At 34.1% G+C, this 17,949-nt stretch carries 17 protein-coding genes; 13 read left to right on the top strand and 4 right to left on the bottom strand.

Going from position 1 to position 17,949, the window contains the following annotated elements:
• Window positions 1-83: 83 nt before the first annotated feature.
• The 3 genes from LEM02_RS05350 to LEM02_RS06850 all read left to right on the top strand — a co-directional run bounded on the left by LEM02_RS05350 (window position 84) and on the right by LEM02_RS06850 (window position 2,241).
• Window positions 84-1,095 (top strand): IS630 family transposase gene (locus LEM02_RS05350; RefSeq protein WP_226080376.1). Its coding sequence is split into 2 segments (ribosomal slippage): window positions 84-386 and window positions 388-1,095, totalling 1,011 coding nucleotides; the frame shifts between segments, so codons are not numbered across the junction.
• The gene (locus LEM02_RS05355) at window positions 1,092-1,904 is read left to right on the top strand and encodes a reverse transcriptase domain-containing protein (RefSeq protein WP_255586172.1); all 813 of its coding nucleotides are present in this window, start codon (window positions 1,092-1,094) and stop codon (window positions 1,902-1,904) included. The genes LEM02_RS05350 and LEM02_RS05355 overlap by 4 nt, the downstream gene beginning before the upstream one ends.
• A 94-nt stretch (window positions 1,905-1,998) precedes the next feature.
• The gene (locus tag LEM02_RS06850) at window positions 1,999-2,241 is read left to right on the top strand and encodes a hypothetical protein (protein WP_410543383.1); all 243 of its coding nucleotides are present in this window, start codon (window positions 1,999-2,001) and stop codon (window positions 2,239-2,241) included.
• Window positions 2,242-2,404: 163 nt separating this feature from the next.
• Here LEM02_RS06850 and rpmG read toward each other — a convergent pair whose 3' ends face one another.
• Window positions 2,405-2,605: a 50S ribosomal protein L33 gene (gene rpmG, locus LEM02_RS05365; RefSeq protein WP_012481745.1), complete on the bottom strand. Its 201-nt coding sequence runs from the start codon at window positions 2,603-2,605 to the stop codon at window positions 2,405-2,407.
• A 149-nt stretch (window positions 2,606-2,754) separates the two neighbouring features.
• On the opposite strand from rpmG, the gene LEM02_RS05370 reads away from it, so the two are divergent.
• The 5 genes from LEM02_RS05370 (at window position 2,755) to murE (ending at window position 9,663) form a co-directional block, all read left to right on the top strand.
• Window positions 2,755-4,512, top strand: a complete 1,758-nt coding sequence (locus LEM02_RS05370; RefSeq protein WP_226080378.1) for an Rne/Rng family ribonuclease — start codon at window positions 2,755-2,757, stop codon at window positions 4,510-4,512.
• 73 nt (window positions 4,513-4,585) lie between these two features.
• Entirely contained in the window at window positions 4,586-6,499 is a 1,914-nt protein-coding gene (gene dnaK, locus LEM02_RS05375; protein ID WP_226080381.1) for a molecular chaperone DnaK, read from the top strand.
• 72 nt (window positions 6,500-6,571) lie between these two features.
• On the top strand, window positions 6,572-6,856 hold the full coding sequence (locus LEM02_RS05380; RefSeq protein WP_226080382.1) for a BolA family protein: 285 nt from the start codon (window positions 6,572-6,574) through the stop codon (window positions 6,854-6,856).
• Window positions 6,857-6,863: 7 nt separating this feature from the next.
• Window positions 6,864-8,105, top strand: coding sequence for a cystathionine beta-lyase (gene metC / locus LEM02_RS05385; RefSeq protein WP_226080383.1), 1,242 nt, complete (start codon window positions 6,864-6,866; stop codon window positions 8,103-8,105).
• Complete coding sequence (gene murE, locus LEM02_RS05390; protein ID WP_226080385.1) at window positions 8,080-9,663, top strand: UDP-N-acetylmuramoyl-L-alanyl-D-glutamate--2,6-diaminopimelate ligase; 1,584 nt, start codon at window positions 8,080-8,082, stop codon at window positions 9,661-9,663. The genes metC and murE overlap by 26 nt, the downstream gene beginning before the upstream one ends.
• A 367-nt stretch (window positions 9,664-10,030) precedes the next feature.
• Here the strand turns inward: murE and miaA are convergent, their stop codons facing one another.
• Window positions 10,031-10,915 carry a tRNA (adenosine(37)-N6)-dimethylallyltransferase MiaA gene (miaA, locus tag LEM02_RS05395; protein WP_226080387.1) on the bottom strand — a complete coding sequence of 295 codons (885 nt, stop codon included), beginning with the start codon at window positions 10,913-10,915 and terminating at the stop codon, window positions 10,031-10,033.
• A 75-nt stretch (window positions 10,916-10,990) separates the two neighbouring features.
• Between miaA and LEM02_RS05400 the strand changes: the two genes are divergently transcribed.
• The 5 genes from LEM02_RS05400 to LEM02_RS05420 all read left to right on the top strand — a co-directional run bounded on the left by LEM02_RS05400 (window position 10,991) and on the right by LEM02_RS05420 (window position 14,591).
• Entirely contained in the window at window positions 10,991-11,461 is a 471-nt protein-coding gene (locus tag LEM02_RS05400) for a hypothetical protein (RefSeq protein WP_019236353.1), read from the top strand.
• Between the two features lie 147 nt (window positions 11,462-11,608).
• Window positions 11,609-12,196: an L-threonylcarbamoyladenylate synthase gene (locus LEM02_RS05405; protein ID WP_006013379.1), complete on the top strand. Its 588-nt coding sequence runs from the start codon at window positions 11,609-11,611 to the stop codon at window positions 12,194-12,196.
• A gap of 17 nt (window positions 12,197-12,213) precedes the next feature.
• Window positions 12,214-13,065 (top strand): DNA polymerase III subunit delta', encoded by an 852-nt coding sequence (locus tag LEM02_RS05410; RefSeq protein ID WP_226080389.1) that lies wholly within the window; start codon window positions 12,214-12,216, stop codon window positions 13,063-13,065.
• Window positions 13,066-13,101: 36 nt separating this feature from the next.
• The gene (locus LEM02_RS05415) at window positions 13,102-13,896 is read left to right on the top strand and encodes a hypothetical protein (protein ID WP_226080391.1); all 795 of its coding nucleotides are present in this window, start codon (window positions 13,102-13,104) and stop codon (window positions 13,894-13,896) included.
• A 35-nt stretch (window positions 13,897-13,931) separates the two neighbouring features.
• Window positions 13,932-14,591, top strand: coding sequence for a VirB8/TrbF family protein (locus LEM02_RS05420; protein ID WP_226080393.1), 660 nt, complete (start codon window positions 13,932-13,934; stop codon window positions 14,589-14,591).
• Here the strand turns inward: LEM02_RS05420 and LEM02_RS05425 are convergent, their stop codons facing one another.
• Complete coding sequence (locus LEM02_RS05425) at window positions 14,592-16,079, bottom strand: proton-conducting transporter transmembrane domain-containing protein (RefSeq protein WP_226080494.1); 1,488 nt, start codon at window positions 16,077-16,079, stop codon at window positions 14,592-14,594. It abuts the gene before it with no gap.
• A 346-nt stretch (window positions 16,080-16,425) separates the two neighbouring features.
• Window positions 16,426-17,868, bottom strand: coding sequence for a replicative DNA helicase (locus LEM02_RS05430; RefSeq protein WP_226080398.1), 1,443 nt, complete (start codon window positions 17,866-17,868; stop codon window positions 16,426-16,428).
• Window positions 17,869-17,949 lie beyond the last annotated feature (81 nt).

The following is a 17,949-nucleotide window of genomic DNA, read 5'->3' on the forward strand; positions in this document are numbered from 1 at the left end:
TACCAATTCCCATTATGCGGGAAACAGATAGACAATAATGGAAGAAAAGCCATAATAAAATAAGCGAAATAGTTTAGGTAACAATGGCACTCAGATCAAAATTATTGGATGAAGAAGTAGTAAAATCAGCAAAAGAGATGCTGAAGAAAGTAAGGAATAATGCATATGTTTCAAAAAAACTAAATGCTGTAATTGCAGCAAGAAAGTACAGTATAACGGCTGTAGCAAAAATATATTGCATTTCAAGAAAGGCATTAACTTCGTGGATAAAACTCTTAAAATTTGGCAGAGAAGAAAAACTGTTCGCTCCTCCATCACGCCGTAGAAAAACTAAATTAAATCAGGCTCAACTACAGCAAATTGAAGCATGGATAGGAGAAAACCCTAAATATTACCATTAAAGAAATGAGAATAAGAATCCAGGAAAAGTTTGGACTAAATATCAGCAAATCTACAGTACACCGCAATATGCAAAAGATGAAATTTTCATATATTATACCAAGACCAGTACACAACGTACAAGATAAAAGTAAACAAGAGGAATTCAAAAAAAATCTCAATGAAGTTATTGGAAAGTATCCTGAAAAAGAGCTGTTTTTCTTTGATGAATCAAGGTTTGGCACACATTCGAAAGTCGGGCATGGATGGTTTAAAAAAGGTACTAGGACTCGGGTTAAAATAAAATTAGGTAGGCATAATTTTTATCTCTACAGTGCAGTTAATCCTAAAAATGGAGGGAGCTTTAGCTTATTTGCACCAAATGTTAACACTGATTGCATGAATATATTTCTTGAGCAAATGTTGCAATATCTAGGGACAAGAGAAGCTGTTCTTGTTATGGACTGTGCTAGTTGGCATAAGTCAAAAAATTTAAAGGTACCTAAAAACATTGAGATTATATACCTACCTCCATATTCACCTGAACTCAATCCTATTGAGAGGCTTTGGTTATACATAAAACAGAACATTTTGCGCAATAAAGTATACGATACTATTGCTTTGCTTGAGAGCGCTTTATGCAAATTTCTTACCTCTCTTGCTACCTCTACACTTAAACAACTCTGCTCTGTTCCCTATTTGACTCCACAACAATGAGAATTGGTATTAGGTGCTTAAAGGAAAGAATATCTGACCCAAATTTATTGTGGTTAGTAAAGAAATTCCTTAAAGCTGGAGTCATGGAAGCTGGATATTATAAAGCAACCACACAAGGAGCACCTCAAGGAGGAATAGTAAGTCCAGTATTAGCCAATATATATTTACACTATGTGCTAGATCTATGGTTTGAAAAGAAAGTAAAACCCAAATCTAAAGGATATATGGAGCTAGTCAGGTACGCAGATGATCTTGTGGTGAGCTGTGAAAATGAGGAAGATGCTAAGGAATTTCTAGAATCACTGAAACAGAGATTAGCCAAGTTTGGTTTGGAAATATCTGAAAACAAAACAAGGATAGTAAAGTTTGGCAAGAAAGGATGGTACCAAGCAAAGAGAGAAAAGAAGAAAATGGAAAGTTTCAACTTTCTAGGATTTACGCACTACTGTGCAAAAAGTCGTAATGGCAGGCTAATTATGGGACATAAAACCTCAAAAATAAACCTAGCTAGGAAACTTAAAGAAATCAAAGAATGGTTGAAAACGACACGTAACCGGATTTGTCTCAAAGATTGGTGGCAGATACTAAAAGCTAAACTAAGAGGGCACTATAACTACTTCGGGATTAGTGGAAATTACCGATGGCTCAGTAAGTTTGAGTGGGCGGTAAATAAGCTAACGTTTAAGTGGATAAACCGTCGTAGTCAGAAAAAGAGTATGACTTGGGAACAATTCATGAACTACAAACAAGTCAATCCACTACCAAAGCCAAAAATATGTTTTTCTTTATATATAGGAGGTATATCGTGAACGCTATTATTGTGGAGCCGTGTGCGGGAAAACTGCAAGCACGGTTCTTATGGGGGAGTCATAAAAATAAAACTCAAACAAGGGGGGTAGGACTATGACTTCTACCAACCTACGTTACAAAGGTAGATTTGTACCACTGATAGATGAGGCAGTAAGGAAAAGAAAGAAGCAGGTTGGTAGTAGTTGGAGAGACTTACATTGTTTTAAAAATTTTCATTCCACAAAGATTACTATTACAGGTATAGAAAATGTTCGCATGATTCAGAAAAAACAAATTATCGGAGCTAATGACAATGTTTCTACTTTTGAGAATTTTGCTATGTTAATGGCTTCATAACTCCTATATTTAATGATCTTCTTTCCTATGGTTTATAGATTCGACAGAACCCTTTAGGCTAGCTAATCTTCAAAGTATTTTCTGTGTTTTGTACTTTTATCTTATGCTGCTTAGCTCTATCGTTATAGTATAACTTGGTTATAAATTGTATATAATGATAAACTTACTTTAATTTTTCTTCTTTAAATAATACGTGTCTTCTGACCACTGGGTCATACTTCCTAAACTCGAGCTTCTTGGGAAGGTTCTTAGGATTACGTTTTTTTACACAAAAATAGCCTGTTAGTTTCTCTTCTCCAGTTTTTGTTGTTTTAGTTGCAGTGCTAACTAGCTTGACAAGCAAAGAAGCATTTTTTTTCGCCATAATTGTTAGTGATATAATAAACTCTATGCAAGTTTATTACGCAAAACACTGAAAGTCAACCCAATAATGCAGATCGCAAAATTCTTGACAATCAATAATATATTAAGTAGTATAAGGACATTTCAGAATGAAAAGCAGACGGTAAATAAGTGGCGAGTGATGGCAAAAGGTTATTGTTGATAGAAAGTACTACCTGTTCTAACGAGGTAAGGGTTGCCCTACTAGTTAATGGTAGGGTTGTAGAGTTTGAACAAGAATTCAAGGAAAAAAGACAATTAAGAGGTAATATATACGTTGCTTATATAAAGCGTATAGAGCCTGCTTTGCAGGCCGTGTTCATTGAGTATGGAAAAAATAAGCAAGGTTTTTTGTCTTTTTCTGAGATATCTCTAAATTACTTTAATATTCCAGAAAAAGAGAAGGAAATTTTCCCTGACGAAGGCTATTCGAGCGGTGTGGACTGTTCAAATGATAATTGCACAGAAGAAGGCCTAGATTCTACAGCTAGTAATGAATCCAGCAGTGGTTTTGTGAGGGAGGTACCTTTACATAGAAAATATAAGTTACAAGATGTGATTTCAGTAAATCAAAAGTTATTGGTTCAATTAACTAAAGAAGAACGAGGAAATAAAGGAGCTTCATTTACAACATACGTAACTTTGGTCGGTAGATATTGTGTTTTCATGCCAAATTCCATAAGTAAAGGTGGAGTATCTCGCAGAATTGAAGATAACGATATTAGAAAGCAGTTAAAGGATATATTAAATTCAATAAATTTGCCAAAAAGATCAGGTTTAATAGTAAGAACTGTTGGTGCAGGAAAAAGTAAGAAAGAAATTGAGCAAGATTACAAGAACTTGACTTTATTGTGGCAAAATATCCAGCAAAACTTCTCTTCTGTAAATGCTCCATCATTAATTTACAACGAAGCAGATGTAATTATGAGATCTGTACGTGACTTTTGTAGTAATGATACAGAAATTATAGTATCTGATAGAGAAGTTTGTGAAGCGGTAAGAAAATACACTAAAAATGTGTTACAAGGAAAATTGCGTCCTAGATTATATAGAGGCTCTGTTCCAATCTTTACTTACTATAGAGTCGAAGATCAAATTTCTGAATTATATAGCAATAGAGTAGAATTGCCATCTGGTGGGTCTTTGGTGATAACCTTAACCGAGGCATTTGTTTCAATAGACGTAAATTCAGGAAAAATGACAGGAGAAGATAACATAGAAGAAACTGCTTATAGAACTAATATGGAGGCAGTACCTGAAATATCAAGGCAAGCGAATCTCAGGGGCTTATCAGGGTTAATAGTTGTTGATTTTATTGACATGTTGAAACTTGAGTATTGTAAAAATGTTGAATTTGCTATCAAGCAGGCGTTTAAAGATGATAAAGCTAAAGTTCAATTTAGCTTTATAAATGACTTTGGTTTAATGGTCTTTTCAAGACAAAGAATTAAACCAAATATACAGGAAATTAATACTACAGAGTGCTTACGCTGTAAAGGTATTGGAAGAGTAAAATCAAACGAAGTGATTGTTGCATCGATACTAAGGGATTTGCAACATATTGCTAATAAAAATCAAAATAAGTCCTTTGATTTAATAGCACGCAGTGCAGTTATAGCGCACATTTTTAATAATAAGCGTGATATTGTTTCTACAATCGAAAAAGAGTTCAATATTACATTAAATGTTAGTATTGATAATAGTTTAGATGCAGATACATTTATTTTAAAGCAAGGAGACCATGTTAATTTTAATGATTATAAGCCATTGCAGAATTCTGGATGTCAAATTGTGAATAGCAGGGATAAAGAAGCTGGTAGTTCAGATAAACTACCGGGCAACTTTTGGTTAACTAAATGGCTTTCGCGCCTTTTGGGCTCTAACAACTAAACGGGACTTGTAATTAACGAATTTTATACTTATATATTTTACATCAGATAATATTTAAAAGGGAGTATTCATTATGGGAAGAGCGATAGGTATAGATCTTGGAACGACAAATTCTTGTGTTGCAATAATGCAAGGTAAGGATACAAAAGTAATTGAGAATAAAGAAGGAGCAAGAACTACTCCATCTATAGTTGCATTTACTTCATCTGGAGAAAGGTTGATTGGCGCTCCAGCAAAAAGGCAAGCAACTACCAATGCAAGTAATACTTTTTTTGCAACTAAGAGATTGATAGGTCGCCAATATAGTGATCCTGAAATGAAAAATCTACAAGCTCCATATAAAGTGTTTGCAGCAAAAAATGGGGATGCATGGGTTAAAACAACTGATAGTAAAGAATACTCTCCTAGTCAAATTGGTGCATTTATATTGCAAAACCTGAAAGAAGCAGCGGAAGCTTATCTTGGGGAGGAAGTAAAGGATGCTGTAATAACAGTGCCGGCGTACTTCAATGATTCTCAACGTCAAGCAACAAAAGATGCAGGAAAAATTGCTGGATTAAATGTCCTCAGAATAATTAACGAGCCAACTGCTGCAGCACTTGCTTATGGTCTTGATAAAAAGCACGGACACACAATAGTAGTTTATGATCTTGGTGGTGGTACATTTGATATTTCAGTTCTTGAAATAGGTGACGGAGTTTTTGAAGTAAAAGCTACAAATGGTGATACTCACCTTGGAGGTGAAGACTTCGATAATGCAGTAGTAAATTATTTACTGGGTGAATTCAAGAAAAGTAATGGTATTGATTTGAAAAACGATCCAATGGCTATGCAAAGAATCAAAGAAGCTGCAGAAAAAGCAAAGGTAGAATTGTCAAGTGCAATGGAAACAGAAGTAAATCTACCGTTTGTTACAGCTGATGCAAGTGGCCCAAAACACTTAAATATGAAGCTAACAAGAGCAAAGCTTGAAAGCTTAGTGAATGATTTAATTGAAAGGACTATAATTCCTTGCAAAAAAGCTCTTGAAGATGCTGGTTTGTCTGCTAGTCAAATTGGTGAAGTAGTTCTTGTTGGTGGCATGACTCGTATGCCAAAAGTCATAGAGAAAGTTAAAGAATTCTTTGGCAAAGATCCACACAGAGGGGTTAACCCTGATGAAGTTGTAGCAATTGGAGCTGCAATACAGGCGGGAATCATTCAAGGTGATGTAAGAGATGTGTTACTACTTGACGTAACTCCACTTTCTCTTGGTATTGAAACTCTAGGGGGAGTGTTCACTCCACTTATTGAACGTAATACTACTATTCCCACAAAAAAATCTCAGGTGTTTTCAACTGCAGAAGATAACCAAACAGCCGTTACAATTAAGGTACATCAAGGTGAAAGAAAATTGGCGATTGATAATAAACTGCTTGGTCAGTTTAGTTTAGAAGGAATACCACCTGCTCCTCGCGGGGTTCCTCAAATTGAGGTGACATTTGATATAGATGCAAATGGAATAGCGCATGTTTCTGCAAAGGATAAAGCTACTGGAAAAGAGCAAAAAATACGTATTCAGTCTTCAGGTGGTTTATCGGAGGATGAAATAAATCGGATGGTGAGAGAAGCTGAGGAAAAAGCACAAGAAGATGAAAAGCGTAAGAAATTTATTGAAGTGAAGAATCAAGCGGATAGTTTAGTTCATTCTACAGAAAAATCTCTGACAGAATATGGTGATAAAATTTCTCCAGAAGATAAATCTGCTATTGAAAATGCAGTTAATGAGTTAAAGGAAGTGAGTAAATCTGACAACATTGATGATGCTGATTCAATACAACAGAAAGTTACTAACCTCTCTCAGTTATCTATGAAACTTGGAGAAGCTATGTATAAGGAATCTCAACAACAACAAGGTGGAGAAAGCTCATCCACAACAAATAATGAGGAAGAAAAAGTAGTAGATTCTGATTATCAAGACATGGATAATAAAGAAGAGAATAAGTAATTCGATTGTCATCCCAGTGCCCAGATACTGTGGGATGACAAGAGGAGCGTATTGTTGCTTAAAGGAACTATTGTGGATATTATTAAGACAATAGAAGAAAAATTACGCGATTCAATAGGTGTAATTGATATTAATATTATCGATGAATCAGCAAAGCATGTAGATCATTATTTTGCTTCTTCTTCGACACTACCTTCACATATCAAATTAGTATTAATATCTAACGACTTTTCTGGAATGAGCTCTTTAAAGAGGCATAAATTGATCTATGAATTATTAAAGAGTGAAATAGAACGAGTACATGCGATTTCTCTTAACTTATATACGCACAGTGAATATAATTTAAAAAATAAATAGTAGAAACGTGAGAGAAGAGTCTTTATTAGTTAAAGCAGGAAGAAAATTTAATGATTATAAAGGATCGATGAACCCACCAGTTTATCATTCTTCTACCATATTATTTTCTACTTACAAGGATTACTTAAGTGCAGCGAATGGGGAGAGTATATATGATGTGATCAATGATGGTGTTGCAAGGGATTACAGCTATAGTAATGTTGGTACGCCTACTGTTCATTATTTTTCAAATGCACTGGCTGAAATTGAGGGTAGGGGACAAGCACTCATCTACCCTTCTGGATTATTTGCACTTACTTTTGCTATTTTGACTTTCACTAAAGCAGGTTCGCATGTTCTGATACAAGATAATAGTTATTATAGGCTAAAGAGATTTGCCGAAAATGAACTACCAAAAAGAGGAGTAGAAGTAACTTTTTATGATCCGACACGGGATATAACTGATTTAGTTCAGAGTAACACTTCACTCATCATGATTGAGACTCCTGGTTCTATAACGTTTGAGATTTCGAATGTAGAGCATATAGTAAAAGTTGCTAAAGAACGTGGAATTGTAACCGTTTGTGACAATTCATGGGCCACTCCTTTGTTGTTTAAGCCGCTTGATTATGGAATTGATATTGCACTATATGCGGTGACAAAGTATCTAGCCGGTCACTCAGATTTAGTGATGGGAGCTATGGTTGCTGAAGGTAAAATTTTTAAATTGCTTTATGAGAGCTATAAAAATTACGGAGTAACCATTCAATCGCACGACTGTTACCTTGCACATAGGGGACTTAGAACACTGCAAACACGCATGAGGAAACATCAAAGTACAGCAATGCAAGTGGCAAAGTGGCTGGAAAAACATTCAAAAATCAAAAAAGTCTTATACCCGGCACTTTTTTCCTATTCTCAGCATGATTTATGGAAAAGTTATTTCAAAGGGGCAAGTAGCGTATTTAGTATAGTACTCGATAGAGAATATTCATGTGAGGAACTAAGCTGCATGGTTGATCACATGAAAGTTTTCGGCATTGGTGCTTCTTGGGGAGGGTGCGACAGTTTGATATTACCAGTAGATCGTAGATCTATGTCAAGATCTGTAATGAATTCAGATTGTGGTGGAAGTTTCGTGCGAATATTTTGTGGACTGGAAGATCCTGAAGATTTAATCTTTGACCTTAATGACGCACTAAAAAGGTTACCATGTTTAGACTTTCAAAACGATGAAGTAGGACATGAAACTGAGAGAATTACTGCATGATATTGTTGATGTTAACTTTGACGTTGAAATCAAGGGCGTTACATGTAATCCCAAGAGAATCAGGGAAGGTTATCTTTTCGTTTGTGTGTCAGAAAGGAGTAAAGAATACGCAACATGCGATACTGGAATCCATATCCTTCCTACTGAATCACAGTGCTACGTACACAACTGTGTAGACGTTGTGATACAAGGGGCCAAGAAAGATGTCATCCCAGTGCCCAGACACTGGGATCCAGAAAATTTAATTGTAAACAAGCACACTAGGCAATTGTATAATAAAAACTGGATTTCAGTGTCCGCTACTCGAATGACAAGTACTCCAAGTTTTGCAGTGCTTTACCACTCGGACCCTCAAGGAATATACAGTGAAATAGTCAGCAGGTTTTATCAATTCAAACAACCTAAATATGTTGCTGCTGTAACTGGTACGAATGGTAAAACTTCAGTGGTGGAATTTTGTCGCCAGATTTGGCAAGATAATGCAGCGTCTATAGGAACACTGGGAACATGTGTCAATAATAATAGAAAAGATAATAGCCTTACAACGCCAAGTGCAGATGATCTTTATTCCACATTGCGTGACATAAATAATAAGAACGTAGAACACTTAGCATTAGAAGCTTCAAGCCATGGAATCGATCAATACAGAATCCATGGACTCAGGTTCAATGCTGCAGCTTTTACTAATTTCTCTCAAGATCATTTGGACTATCACAAAAGTATCGATGAGTATTTTGAGGCCAAGAAAAGGTTGTTTGATGAGGTATTGCCAAAAGAAAAAACAGCGATTTTAAATGCAGATATAGGCGAATATGGAGAGTTGCTCAACATAGCTGAAAAGCGTGGCAACAAAGTTATAACCTATGGAAAAAAAAACTCTGATATTACTTTATTAAAGCAGATACCCACTGCCAATGGTCAATACCTAACAATTCAAATCGGTGATGAAATTTATAACGCATTTTTTCCGATTTTTGGGCAATTTCAAGCATATAATTTGTTGTGTGCAATCGGTATAGTTATTTCATCTGGTATGGACTATCAAAGAATGTGTATAGATAAACTCGCTTCTCCACCTGGAAGAATGGAAAAAGTGAACACTTTTGCATTTGTCGATTACGCTCATACTCCAAGTGCACTCAAACAAGCTCTGTTGTCTTTAAAATGGCACTTCAATAAAAAGATAGTTCTAGTGTTCGGTTGTGGCGGGAATCGTGATCAAACAAAACGTGCAGAGATGGGTAAAATAGCACAAATGCTTGCAGGTAAAGTTATAGTCACAGATGACAATCCGCGTGATGAAGATCCAGGGAAAATTCGTTACGATATTTTGTTACATTGCCCTGATGCACTGGAGATAGGAGATAGAAAAAAAGCTATAGAGAAAGGTATAAATATAGCACATGATGAAAATATGATTCTGCTAGTTGCAGGAAAAGGACATGAAAGATTCCAAATAATAGAAGGCCAAGCCCTTGAATTCAGTGATGTTGAAGTTGTTAGAGAGGGCCAAAAATTTGCTACTGCTGTTTTGCTCTCTCCTTCATCCAACGCCTGAATGGCTTTTTTCCTTAAGTCATAACTGTACGCTGCTGGCATTTTTACCTTCTTGTTACACTAAATCACTATCTTATCTTGTTCCTACTATTATGAGAAGAGCTATACAAGGATATGAAAGTGGAGATTGTGGTTACAAGATTAGTGAGAGAATATAGAAAAATTGAGGATGAAATATTGCGTGATATAGTTCATTTAGTGATAAAGGCTCTTACAGGTATAGTAGCGCTTCATAAGTAAGAATATTTTTACAAAGAATTTAATAATCACAATTTAGGCAATGATGAAAGTTCTTTAAGAAAAAAGTTTAATACTATCAAGAAAAGTTTGCATAGGCATAGCAATATAATACATAATAATCAAAATACCTAAAATTCTGTCAATTTATTTGCACAGTCAATCACTTGAGAATTCGGAAATTGATTTTTAAACCAAGTGTACTGGCGTTTTGCATAATGCCTTGTGTTTGTTTGAGCAATCTGTATTGCTTCGTCTAAAGTAATCTCCCCTTTTAAGTATCTTATAATTTCTGGTACTCCATGTGCTTTCATAGCTGGCAAATGTGGAGATGGGTTCATGCTAAGTAGGTTTTTTACTTCATCAATTGCTCCATTTTCAACCATTTCAATAAAACGAGAATTTATTTTTCGGTATATATCCTCACGTTTAGGTAGAATTGTATATACCTTAAAATTATTGAACAAAGGAGGCTGTCTATTTTCTTGCCATACAAAGATTGTCTTGCCAGTTTCAGTGATAACTTCAAGTGCTCTTGAGAGGCGATGTGAGTCATTAATAAATATTTTACCTTGAATCCTTGGATCTTTGCTTAGCACTAATTTGTAGAATTCCTCTTTACTTAAATTTTTCCTAAGTTCATTTACGTTTTCTCTCACTTCCTGGCTTATTTGTGGAATCGATGATAATCCCTTGATTAAGCTGCTAATGTAAAGCCCACTTCCTCCAGTGATGATGGGTATTCGTGAATTTTTCAGCGCGTTATTAACTTCCCTCTTTAAATCCTCTAGCCATAAACCTACGGAATAATTTTCTCTTGCTGAAACATAACCGTATAGCCTATAAAATTCTTTCTGCTTTGGTGGTTGAGCAGTAATTACAGGAATCTCTTTGTATACCTGCTTTGAGTCACAGTTTATTATGCTAATGTTTTTATGCTTTTTTATCAAGTTATCGCATAATTCTGATTTACCTGAGGCTGTAATTCCTGTAATAATTACTATATTATCTTTCATTTATATTAATTTAACTGACCTATGATAGGGTGTAGTAAAAATTTGGATTCTACAATCTAAAATTTGGAGACTTTTATGGCAGAAAATGATAACGATAACTCGTTTACTAAGCGTTTTACAAATAGGACTTCTAATGAGACAAGAGGAGGTTTTTCCAGTAAGTATTCATCTCAAAATACCAAAGAACATGCACTAGGAGCAAAAGGAAAAATTTCTGAATTGGCAAACAAAAAAGCTGAAGCCAAGGAAGCTTTTTCTGAAAGTGGCGGCATAAAGAGTAAAAGCAGAACTATCAATGAAAGATCCTTTGCTGATGCAACAAGAAGAAGTAGATCAGATCTCATATACTTAGTCCGTGGTAAAGATCGAGGAAGATCAGCTTGGCACTATGTATTAGTTGATAAAGATAAAAGAGAAATGTTTCTGGCAAAAAGTAGAACTGGCTCTATAGATGTTGCAGATTATGGAGAGATTTTATATTCAGGATGGGGAGATGATCCACCACAGACGATAGTCGATAAAATCAATGAGGAGTTCGGATTGTAGTAAATCTGTTGTAAAAACGAGCAGTTGCTAATAAAATTTACTGTAAGTATACAACAGATGCGTGCTAGCCATTTCGGTATCTTAATTGCTACCATATAGCAAGATAACGGTAAACCCAGAGCTATTGTAGACATAAGTTTTATCTATATGGTATTTGAAGTAATAAATGCAATAAAAAATAATTTGTTAGCATGCTTTCCAACAGAGACAGTATATGCTCTTTCTTGTAATGCGCTAGGTAACGAATCTATAGAAAAAATATATCGAATAAAAAAGCGTTCTCAAAACAAGCCGCTCTCTGTATTTGTTAGTAATATTGATAGTTTGATAAATATAGCAAAGGTAAAGGAAGAGTATATCGATTTAATAAACTATTTTTCTCCTGGACCAATGACCTATATTTTACCACTTCAAGATAACAGTATATTACCAAATGAGTTCTTTAAAGATAGTATAGGCATAAGAATTCCTGATCATCCTATTGCGATTTCAATATTAAATGAACTGAAAACTCCAGTAGTTGCAACTAGTATTAACATTTCAGGAGAAAAAAGTATATGCAAAGCAAGAGATATACCTCAGTCTATTAAGCAACACTTATCTGCAGTAATTGAAGATGATGAATTAGTTTCTGGTATAGAATCTACTATTATTGACTTAACTGGAGACAAGATTAAGGTTTTAAGAAAAGGTAAAATTTCATTACAAACAATAAATAACGAATTTTCAAACTAAGATCTATAGGAGAAAGAATGAAAAAGGTGATAGGCCACAACCAAGCAAAAAAAAAGATAATGAACAACTTGTCTGTTCAATCTTGGCTGATCTGTGGTAAAAAAGGCATAGGAAAAGCAACACTTGCACAATCCTTTTCTAATTGGTTTCTTATCAAAAATTACGATGAAGTAGCATTAGACTTACACATTGTTGAAGGTGATACAATAGGAGTGGAAAAGGTGAGAGAAATGAAAAATTTTCTGTACCTAAGCCCCATTCAATCAGAATATAAGATAGCTATAATAGATAGCTTGGAGGCAATGACTAGCAATGCTAAAAATGCAATATTAAAGATATTAGAGGAGCCGCCACAAAATTCTAAAATATTTGTAATTAGCCATAAGCCATATGATGTACAAACCACCATCCGGTGTAGGTGTTTTCAGCTGAATTTACTTCCATTAACTTACGATGAAACAAAGCAGGTTGTTTCATCTCAGTGTAAATTCGACGATAAAATATTTAGTGAGATCATTACTTTGTTTCCTGGAACTCCGGGAGTAATAATAAATGCAATAAACAGTGGTGCTTATGAGTCACATAAGCATTTTTATACATTTTTCCGTAATCTAAATAATTCTGATATAGTTAATAAAATAATTAATAGTGAAATTGAGCTAGAACTAGCATCACATATCATTCAAACCTCCATTTTAGAAAGTATAAAGAAAGAAGTAAATAATGTTGAAATTTTGCTAAGTCAATGGAAAGAAATAGATGAACTTTTCGTTGCTGCAAAGCAATTTCGCTTAGATAAAAAGCATGTTTTAGCTAATGTAGTTAATATCATGACACAAAAATATAATACTTTTAACATAAATTCATGATAAAATTCTGCTAATTTAATACTTAAAGTATATAATTTGACTGATAATAAATTAACTGTATGGGAATCAATAGAAGTTTTGACAAAAACTATACTGAACATGCAGAGAGAATTGAGTTTAATCAAGAATACAGCTTCAGATCAAGACGTCACTTTAGAAAAAGGAAAGGAGCTGTCAAGTGGCATCTATGAGGCAAATTTTAAGCTAAACAAGGCAATCAATATAGCTACTTTGCCAAAAATTGGCTATCGCATGCTCAGTGGCGAGCTAGTCGTACTTAATCATATTACGAAAGAAGAAATAAAGATTCCTAGAGATTTTCATTATCTTAAAGTCATTAAATCCAATCATGATGACTATAAACTAACGTTTTGTAATTTTTTAGGTAATGAATTTTTTGAATACAAAAAGTATGATCCACAATATTCTGGTATCTCAGATGAATATAAATTCGTGGACTTTGGTAGTGTAAAAAAGACTCATAATCTAAAACCTAAGGGATATGTTGGTCATGCACCCAAATTTTTTGCTGCAGAAGGATCTATTGAGCCTGAATCTGAAAACCATGCAATTGATCTATTTGAGCTAGTCAGAGAGGGTAAAAGCAAAAAAGCGGGAACCCTTGCTGATGAATTTGGTTATTTTGATGATCAAAACACATTACACTATTATAATTATCACAAAAGTGCAGAAAGTAATACTTACGATCCTGAAAGCTTTAGTGTAAAAATGATAAATTTAGATGTGAAGAAAATTGATAAATTTCATCTTATTGCAGAACAAGGTGATATAATAATTCATCCTATTTTGGAAAATTTAGACATATTTTGAAGTTTTTTTAGAGTTATTGTTATGATAATTAGGTTATGGAAGTTGAATCAGTAAAAAACAAAAGTTATTTCAGGAAGGCAGTAGAATGGTATTGCCACAGATACCTATTCTGCGTTGTAGAAAGATCTTGGATGGCGTTAATAGCGTTACTTCTCTTAGTATGTTTATTTTCATCGCTACTAAACATATACCTATTACTTCCTATTAAAAAAGATTTAAATTTTGTGAAGTATATGAACCACACAGAAGATGAGTTCTCTGCAATACATAAACTTAGTTTTAGTAAAAAAGAAGATGAATACACTTCCATAGCAAGGTATTTAATAAGTAAATACATTGAAACATATGAATCCTTTCAGATCATTGAACAAAATTATCAAGAAAATTTTATAAGAAACAATTCTGTATACAAAACCTACCAAAATTTTCAGGAAAAAGTAAACAATGAAGCTGTTAACTTACCTTCATCTACAAAAAAAATTACCAACATAAACGTAATAACACTATCTATTGACCAATTGACCAAGAACTTAGTTACATTTGCTGGAAACGCTACTGTAACTTTTACAGCTGAGCAAAATAAGAAGATGAAAGACTATGCTGTGGAAATTAGCTTTACCTTGTCAAATATAAAAGCAACTCTAGCTGGTATAATACCATTTAAATTTATTGTTAATAGTTATAGATATAGATGATTACTGGTAGATAAAGAAAATAATTAAAGTACATGCAGCAGTAACAACTGGAGGTAAAACTAGAAACATTGGTGTTTTTTTAATAAAATAATTTTTAGAAGGTTTTAAGAAAAAGGAGTTGTAAATTATTGGTAAGAAGTATAGAGCATTGAGTATAGTACTAACAATTAACACAAAAGCTACAAACACAGAAAGTGTTACATTACTAGAGTTAAAAACAGCTTGAAAGATAAGAAGCTTGCTCCAAAAAGTCGAAGCAGGAGGCACTCCTATCATCGACAACACACCTATAGTAAATGCTACCATGCTAATTGGCATACTGCGTCCTATACCGTGAATTCTATCTATATATTTTTCACCCGTTTTCGTTATTATGCTACCTGCAACAAAAAATAAAGTAATTTTTGCAAATGCGTGGCAAATTAACTGAAAAACTGCAATCCTCATGCTGAGTTCACTAAAAATCGAAGCGAACAATATAATATATGACAACTGAGAAATAGTAGAGTAAGCAAGCAATTTCTTTAATTCCTTCTGCTTTAATGCAATCAATGATGCAGTAATAATAGTAAATCCAGCAGTGTACGGAAGCCACCCTCCAGCAAGCCAATTTTGCTGCGTAAAACGTTGCATATTATCGATGCCGAAAGTATATAATATAACTTTTATGATGATGAACACTCCTGATTTCACAACAGCAACAGCATGCAATAACGCACTTACAGGAGTTGGTGCAACCATTGCTTTTGACAACCAAAAATGCATCGGCATTAATGCAGCTTTTCCTATTCCGTAAATCAGCATAGCAAAACATACTGCAATAAAAGTGGTGAGTGAAGTATCAAATTTGAATATTCCACCATCCACAAAGTCTAAAGTATGAAATTCATTATATAAGAGGCCTATTGCAGGAAAAAATAACACTAAAGAAGAGAAAAATAGTACGCCAAAGTAATAGCGTCCTGCAATCACTGATTCATTTGTTGAGTTGTAAGTAACTAAAGGGTATGTACTAATAGTTAGAAGCTCATAAAAGACAAATGTAGTGAGCAAATCTCCAGAAAAAGCAATAAACATTGCACAGCTAATCGATATTGAAAAAAAGCATAGAAAACTTGAGTGATTGCTATCAGCATAGTTATCCTGCATATAACATATTGCATATATACTGGTTAGTACCCATAAAAACGATATTAATAAACTGAATATTACTCCAGTAGACTCTAGCTTTAAACTAATATGCAAATTATTACCAAAATCCATGAGAATAAATTGAGAATGATCACCATATACCCAATATAAAGTGCATAGAGATGTATATACAAACAGAAGCATAGAAGAAGCAACAGTAACGCTACTGTTCACTCTGGGCCATTTACTAGTAAAAAAAATAGCTAACGCACTTAAAAGTGGGATCAACACAGTAATTAATAAATAATTCTCAGTAATAAAAAGCGGTAAGGAAAGAGATGTAAAAACACAATCCATTAAGTAGTTCATCTTTCTGTTTAGGTAAAGCTTCAATTATATTCAAATGATAGAAAATTTGCTATTTTTTAGTTGTATACGGAAGTGTTAAATAAACCATACGCATCAAGTTAAGAAAAAGTGGCGTAAGGAAGAAAGGAAATAAGAAAAAACTATTTTATATATTAAGTGATAAAGTTAGTAATTTATAGATTTTTCTAAAAAAATATCTTATCCTGGATAAGAATTTCCTAAAAAAATAAATGTAACAAATAAAATGCCAATCTTAAATATTGCTATATTTCACGATAGCTACTTAATTTGGCACGTATGGTTTGTTAAACACTTCCAGAATTACTCAAAACCGCTACAGACTATATCTTTCTGTATAATCTTTAAATGCACCTCTATTGGAGTCAAAATGTAGTTTCACACTACCAATTGGCCCGTTTCTTTGTTTTGCAATGATCAGCTCTGCAATATTTCTAATTTTCTCCATTTTCTCTTGCCACTCTCGATGTTTATTACTTCCTTCATTTGGTTGCTTTCTTAATTCATAATATTCTTCTCTATAAAGGAACATTACTATATCCGCATCCTGCTCTATGCTTCCTGAATCACGTAAATCAGAAAGTTGTGGTTTTTTATCATCCCTTTGCTCAACAGAACGAGAGAGCTGTGATAGTGCAACAATGGGAATATTTAGTTCCTTTGCAATTGCTTTTAAACCCTGCGTCACTTCTGAGATTTCTTGCACTCTATTTTCACTACTCCTTTTTGTTGTTCCTCGAATTAACTGCAGATAATCGATAAAGACCACCTCTACATTATATAGTTGATAGAGAAGACGTATTCTGGTACGAAGAGCACTAATTGATAACGCAGGAGTGTCATCTATGATGAAAGGTAATTCGGATAGATCTGTACTAGCATTAATGAATTCGTGTAATTCAAAATCACTAATTCTCCCAGTCAGTGCCTTATAATAACCAATGCCTGAATCTATAGTAATCAATCTTGCAGTCAATTGCTCTGCTGACATTTCAAGTGAGAAAAACGCTACGTAGTGTTGTTTATCTGTTCTTTTTTGCAAAATCTTACAAGCATTAAGTGCGATGTTCAGCGCCAATGCTGTCTTTCCCATTGAGGGCCTTGCAGCTATAATTAACAGATCAGATTTCTGCAAACCACCAAGAAGCTGGTTTAGGTCTTGAAGTCCGGTTGTAATACCTAGAGCCTCTGGGTTATTCTTCAGCTTGCTGATCTTCTCAACCACATCTTTAATTGAACTTGCAAGCTTTATATATGTCTTATCACCTTGCTTTTTTACTGCTAAGTTGAACAACTTTGTCATTGCCTGCTCAATTTGTACCTGTGCAGGATTTTCAATGTCGTAGTTGTAACTATCGTCAACTATCTCCTGCGCGAGCTTGATTAAGCATCTCCTTAAATAAGTATCACGGATTATTCTGGTCAAGCTATAGATGTCAAGCGCAATGCTTGCCTTTGCTGCAAGTTTTGCTAGGTACTCAACTCCACCACATTCGGCAAATGCTTTATCATTTTCAAAAAACATCTTTAGGCTCAGTTCATTAGCAACTATACCGTGTTTTCTGGTTTTAGATATTTGGGTAAAAATGTTTTGATGTAGTGGATCATAGAAATTATCTGCTGCAATTATATCTTCGACTGCATCACAAATTCTATTATCACGAACCATTGCACCAATGAGCATTTGCTCGGCTTCTAAATTATGTGGTAATTTACATATTTCTTCTCTTGAATCAATAAGATTAGCTAATTCATTCATTTTAAGTTTTCAGAGTAATGATTGATTATTGTAGAATATTCAGTCCTTACTTGAAAGAGAAAAAATTTGACTAATCTTGTG

It is taken from the genome of Wolbachia endosymbiont of Tribolium confusum, assembly GCF_020405475.1.
Lineage (GTDB): Bacteria > Pseudomonadota > Alphaproteobacteria > Rickettsiales > Anaplasmataceae > Wolbachia.

Bases quoted from the DNA above. Each gene is read 5' to 3' on its own strand.
- dnaK (WP_226080381.1), top strand. From the start codon at position 4,586: ATGGGAAGAGCGATAGGTATAGATCTTGGAACGACAAATTCTTGTGTT.
- LEM02_RS05430 (WP_226080398.1), bottom strand. From the start codon at position 17,868: ATGAATGAATTAGCTAATCTTATTGATTCAAGAGAAGAAATATGTAAA.
- LEM02_RS05400 (WP_019236353.1), top strand. From the start codon at position 10,991: ATGGCAGAAAATGATAACGATAACTCGTTTACTAAGCGTTTTACAAAT.
- LEM02_RS06850 (WP_410543383.1), top strand. From the start codon at position 1,999: ATGACTTCTACCAACCTACGTTACAAAGGTAGATTTGTACCACTGATA.
- LEM02_RS05405 (WP_006013379.1), top strand. From the start codon at position 11,609: ATGGTATTTGAAGTAATAAATGCAATAAAAAATAATTTGTTAGCATGC.
- rpmG (WP_012481745.1), bottom strand. From the start codon at position 2,605: ATGGCGAAAAAAAATGCTTCTTTGCTTGTCAAGCTAGTTAGCACTGCA.
- LEM02_RS05355 (WP_255586172.1), top strand. From the start codon at position 1,092: ATGAGAATTGGTATTAGGTGCTTAAAGGAAAGAATATCTGACCCAAAT.
- LEM02_RS05425 (WP_226080494.1), bottom strand. From the start codon at position 16,079: ATGGATTGTGTTTTTACATCTCTTTCCTTACCGCTTTTTATTACTGAG.
- murE (WP_226080385.1), top strand. From the start codon at position 8,080: ATGAAACTGAGAGAATTACTGCATGATATTGTTGATGTTAACTTTGAC.
- miaA (WP_226080387.1), bottom strand. From the start codon at position 10,915: ATGAAAGATAATATAGTAATTATTACAGGAATTACAGCCTCAGGTAAA.
- LEM02_RS05410 (WP_226080389.1), top strand. From the start codon at position 12,214: ATGAAAAAGGTGATAGGCCACAACCAAGCAAAAAAAAAGATAATGAAC.
- LEM02_RS05420 (WP_226080393.1), top strand. From the start codon at position 13,932: ATGGAAGTTGAATCAGTAAAAAACAAAAGTTATTTCAGGAAGGCAGTA.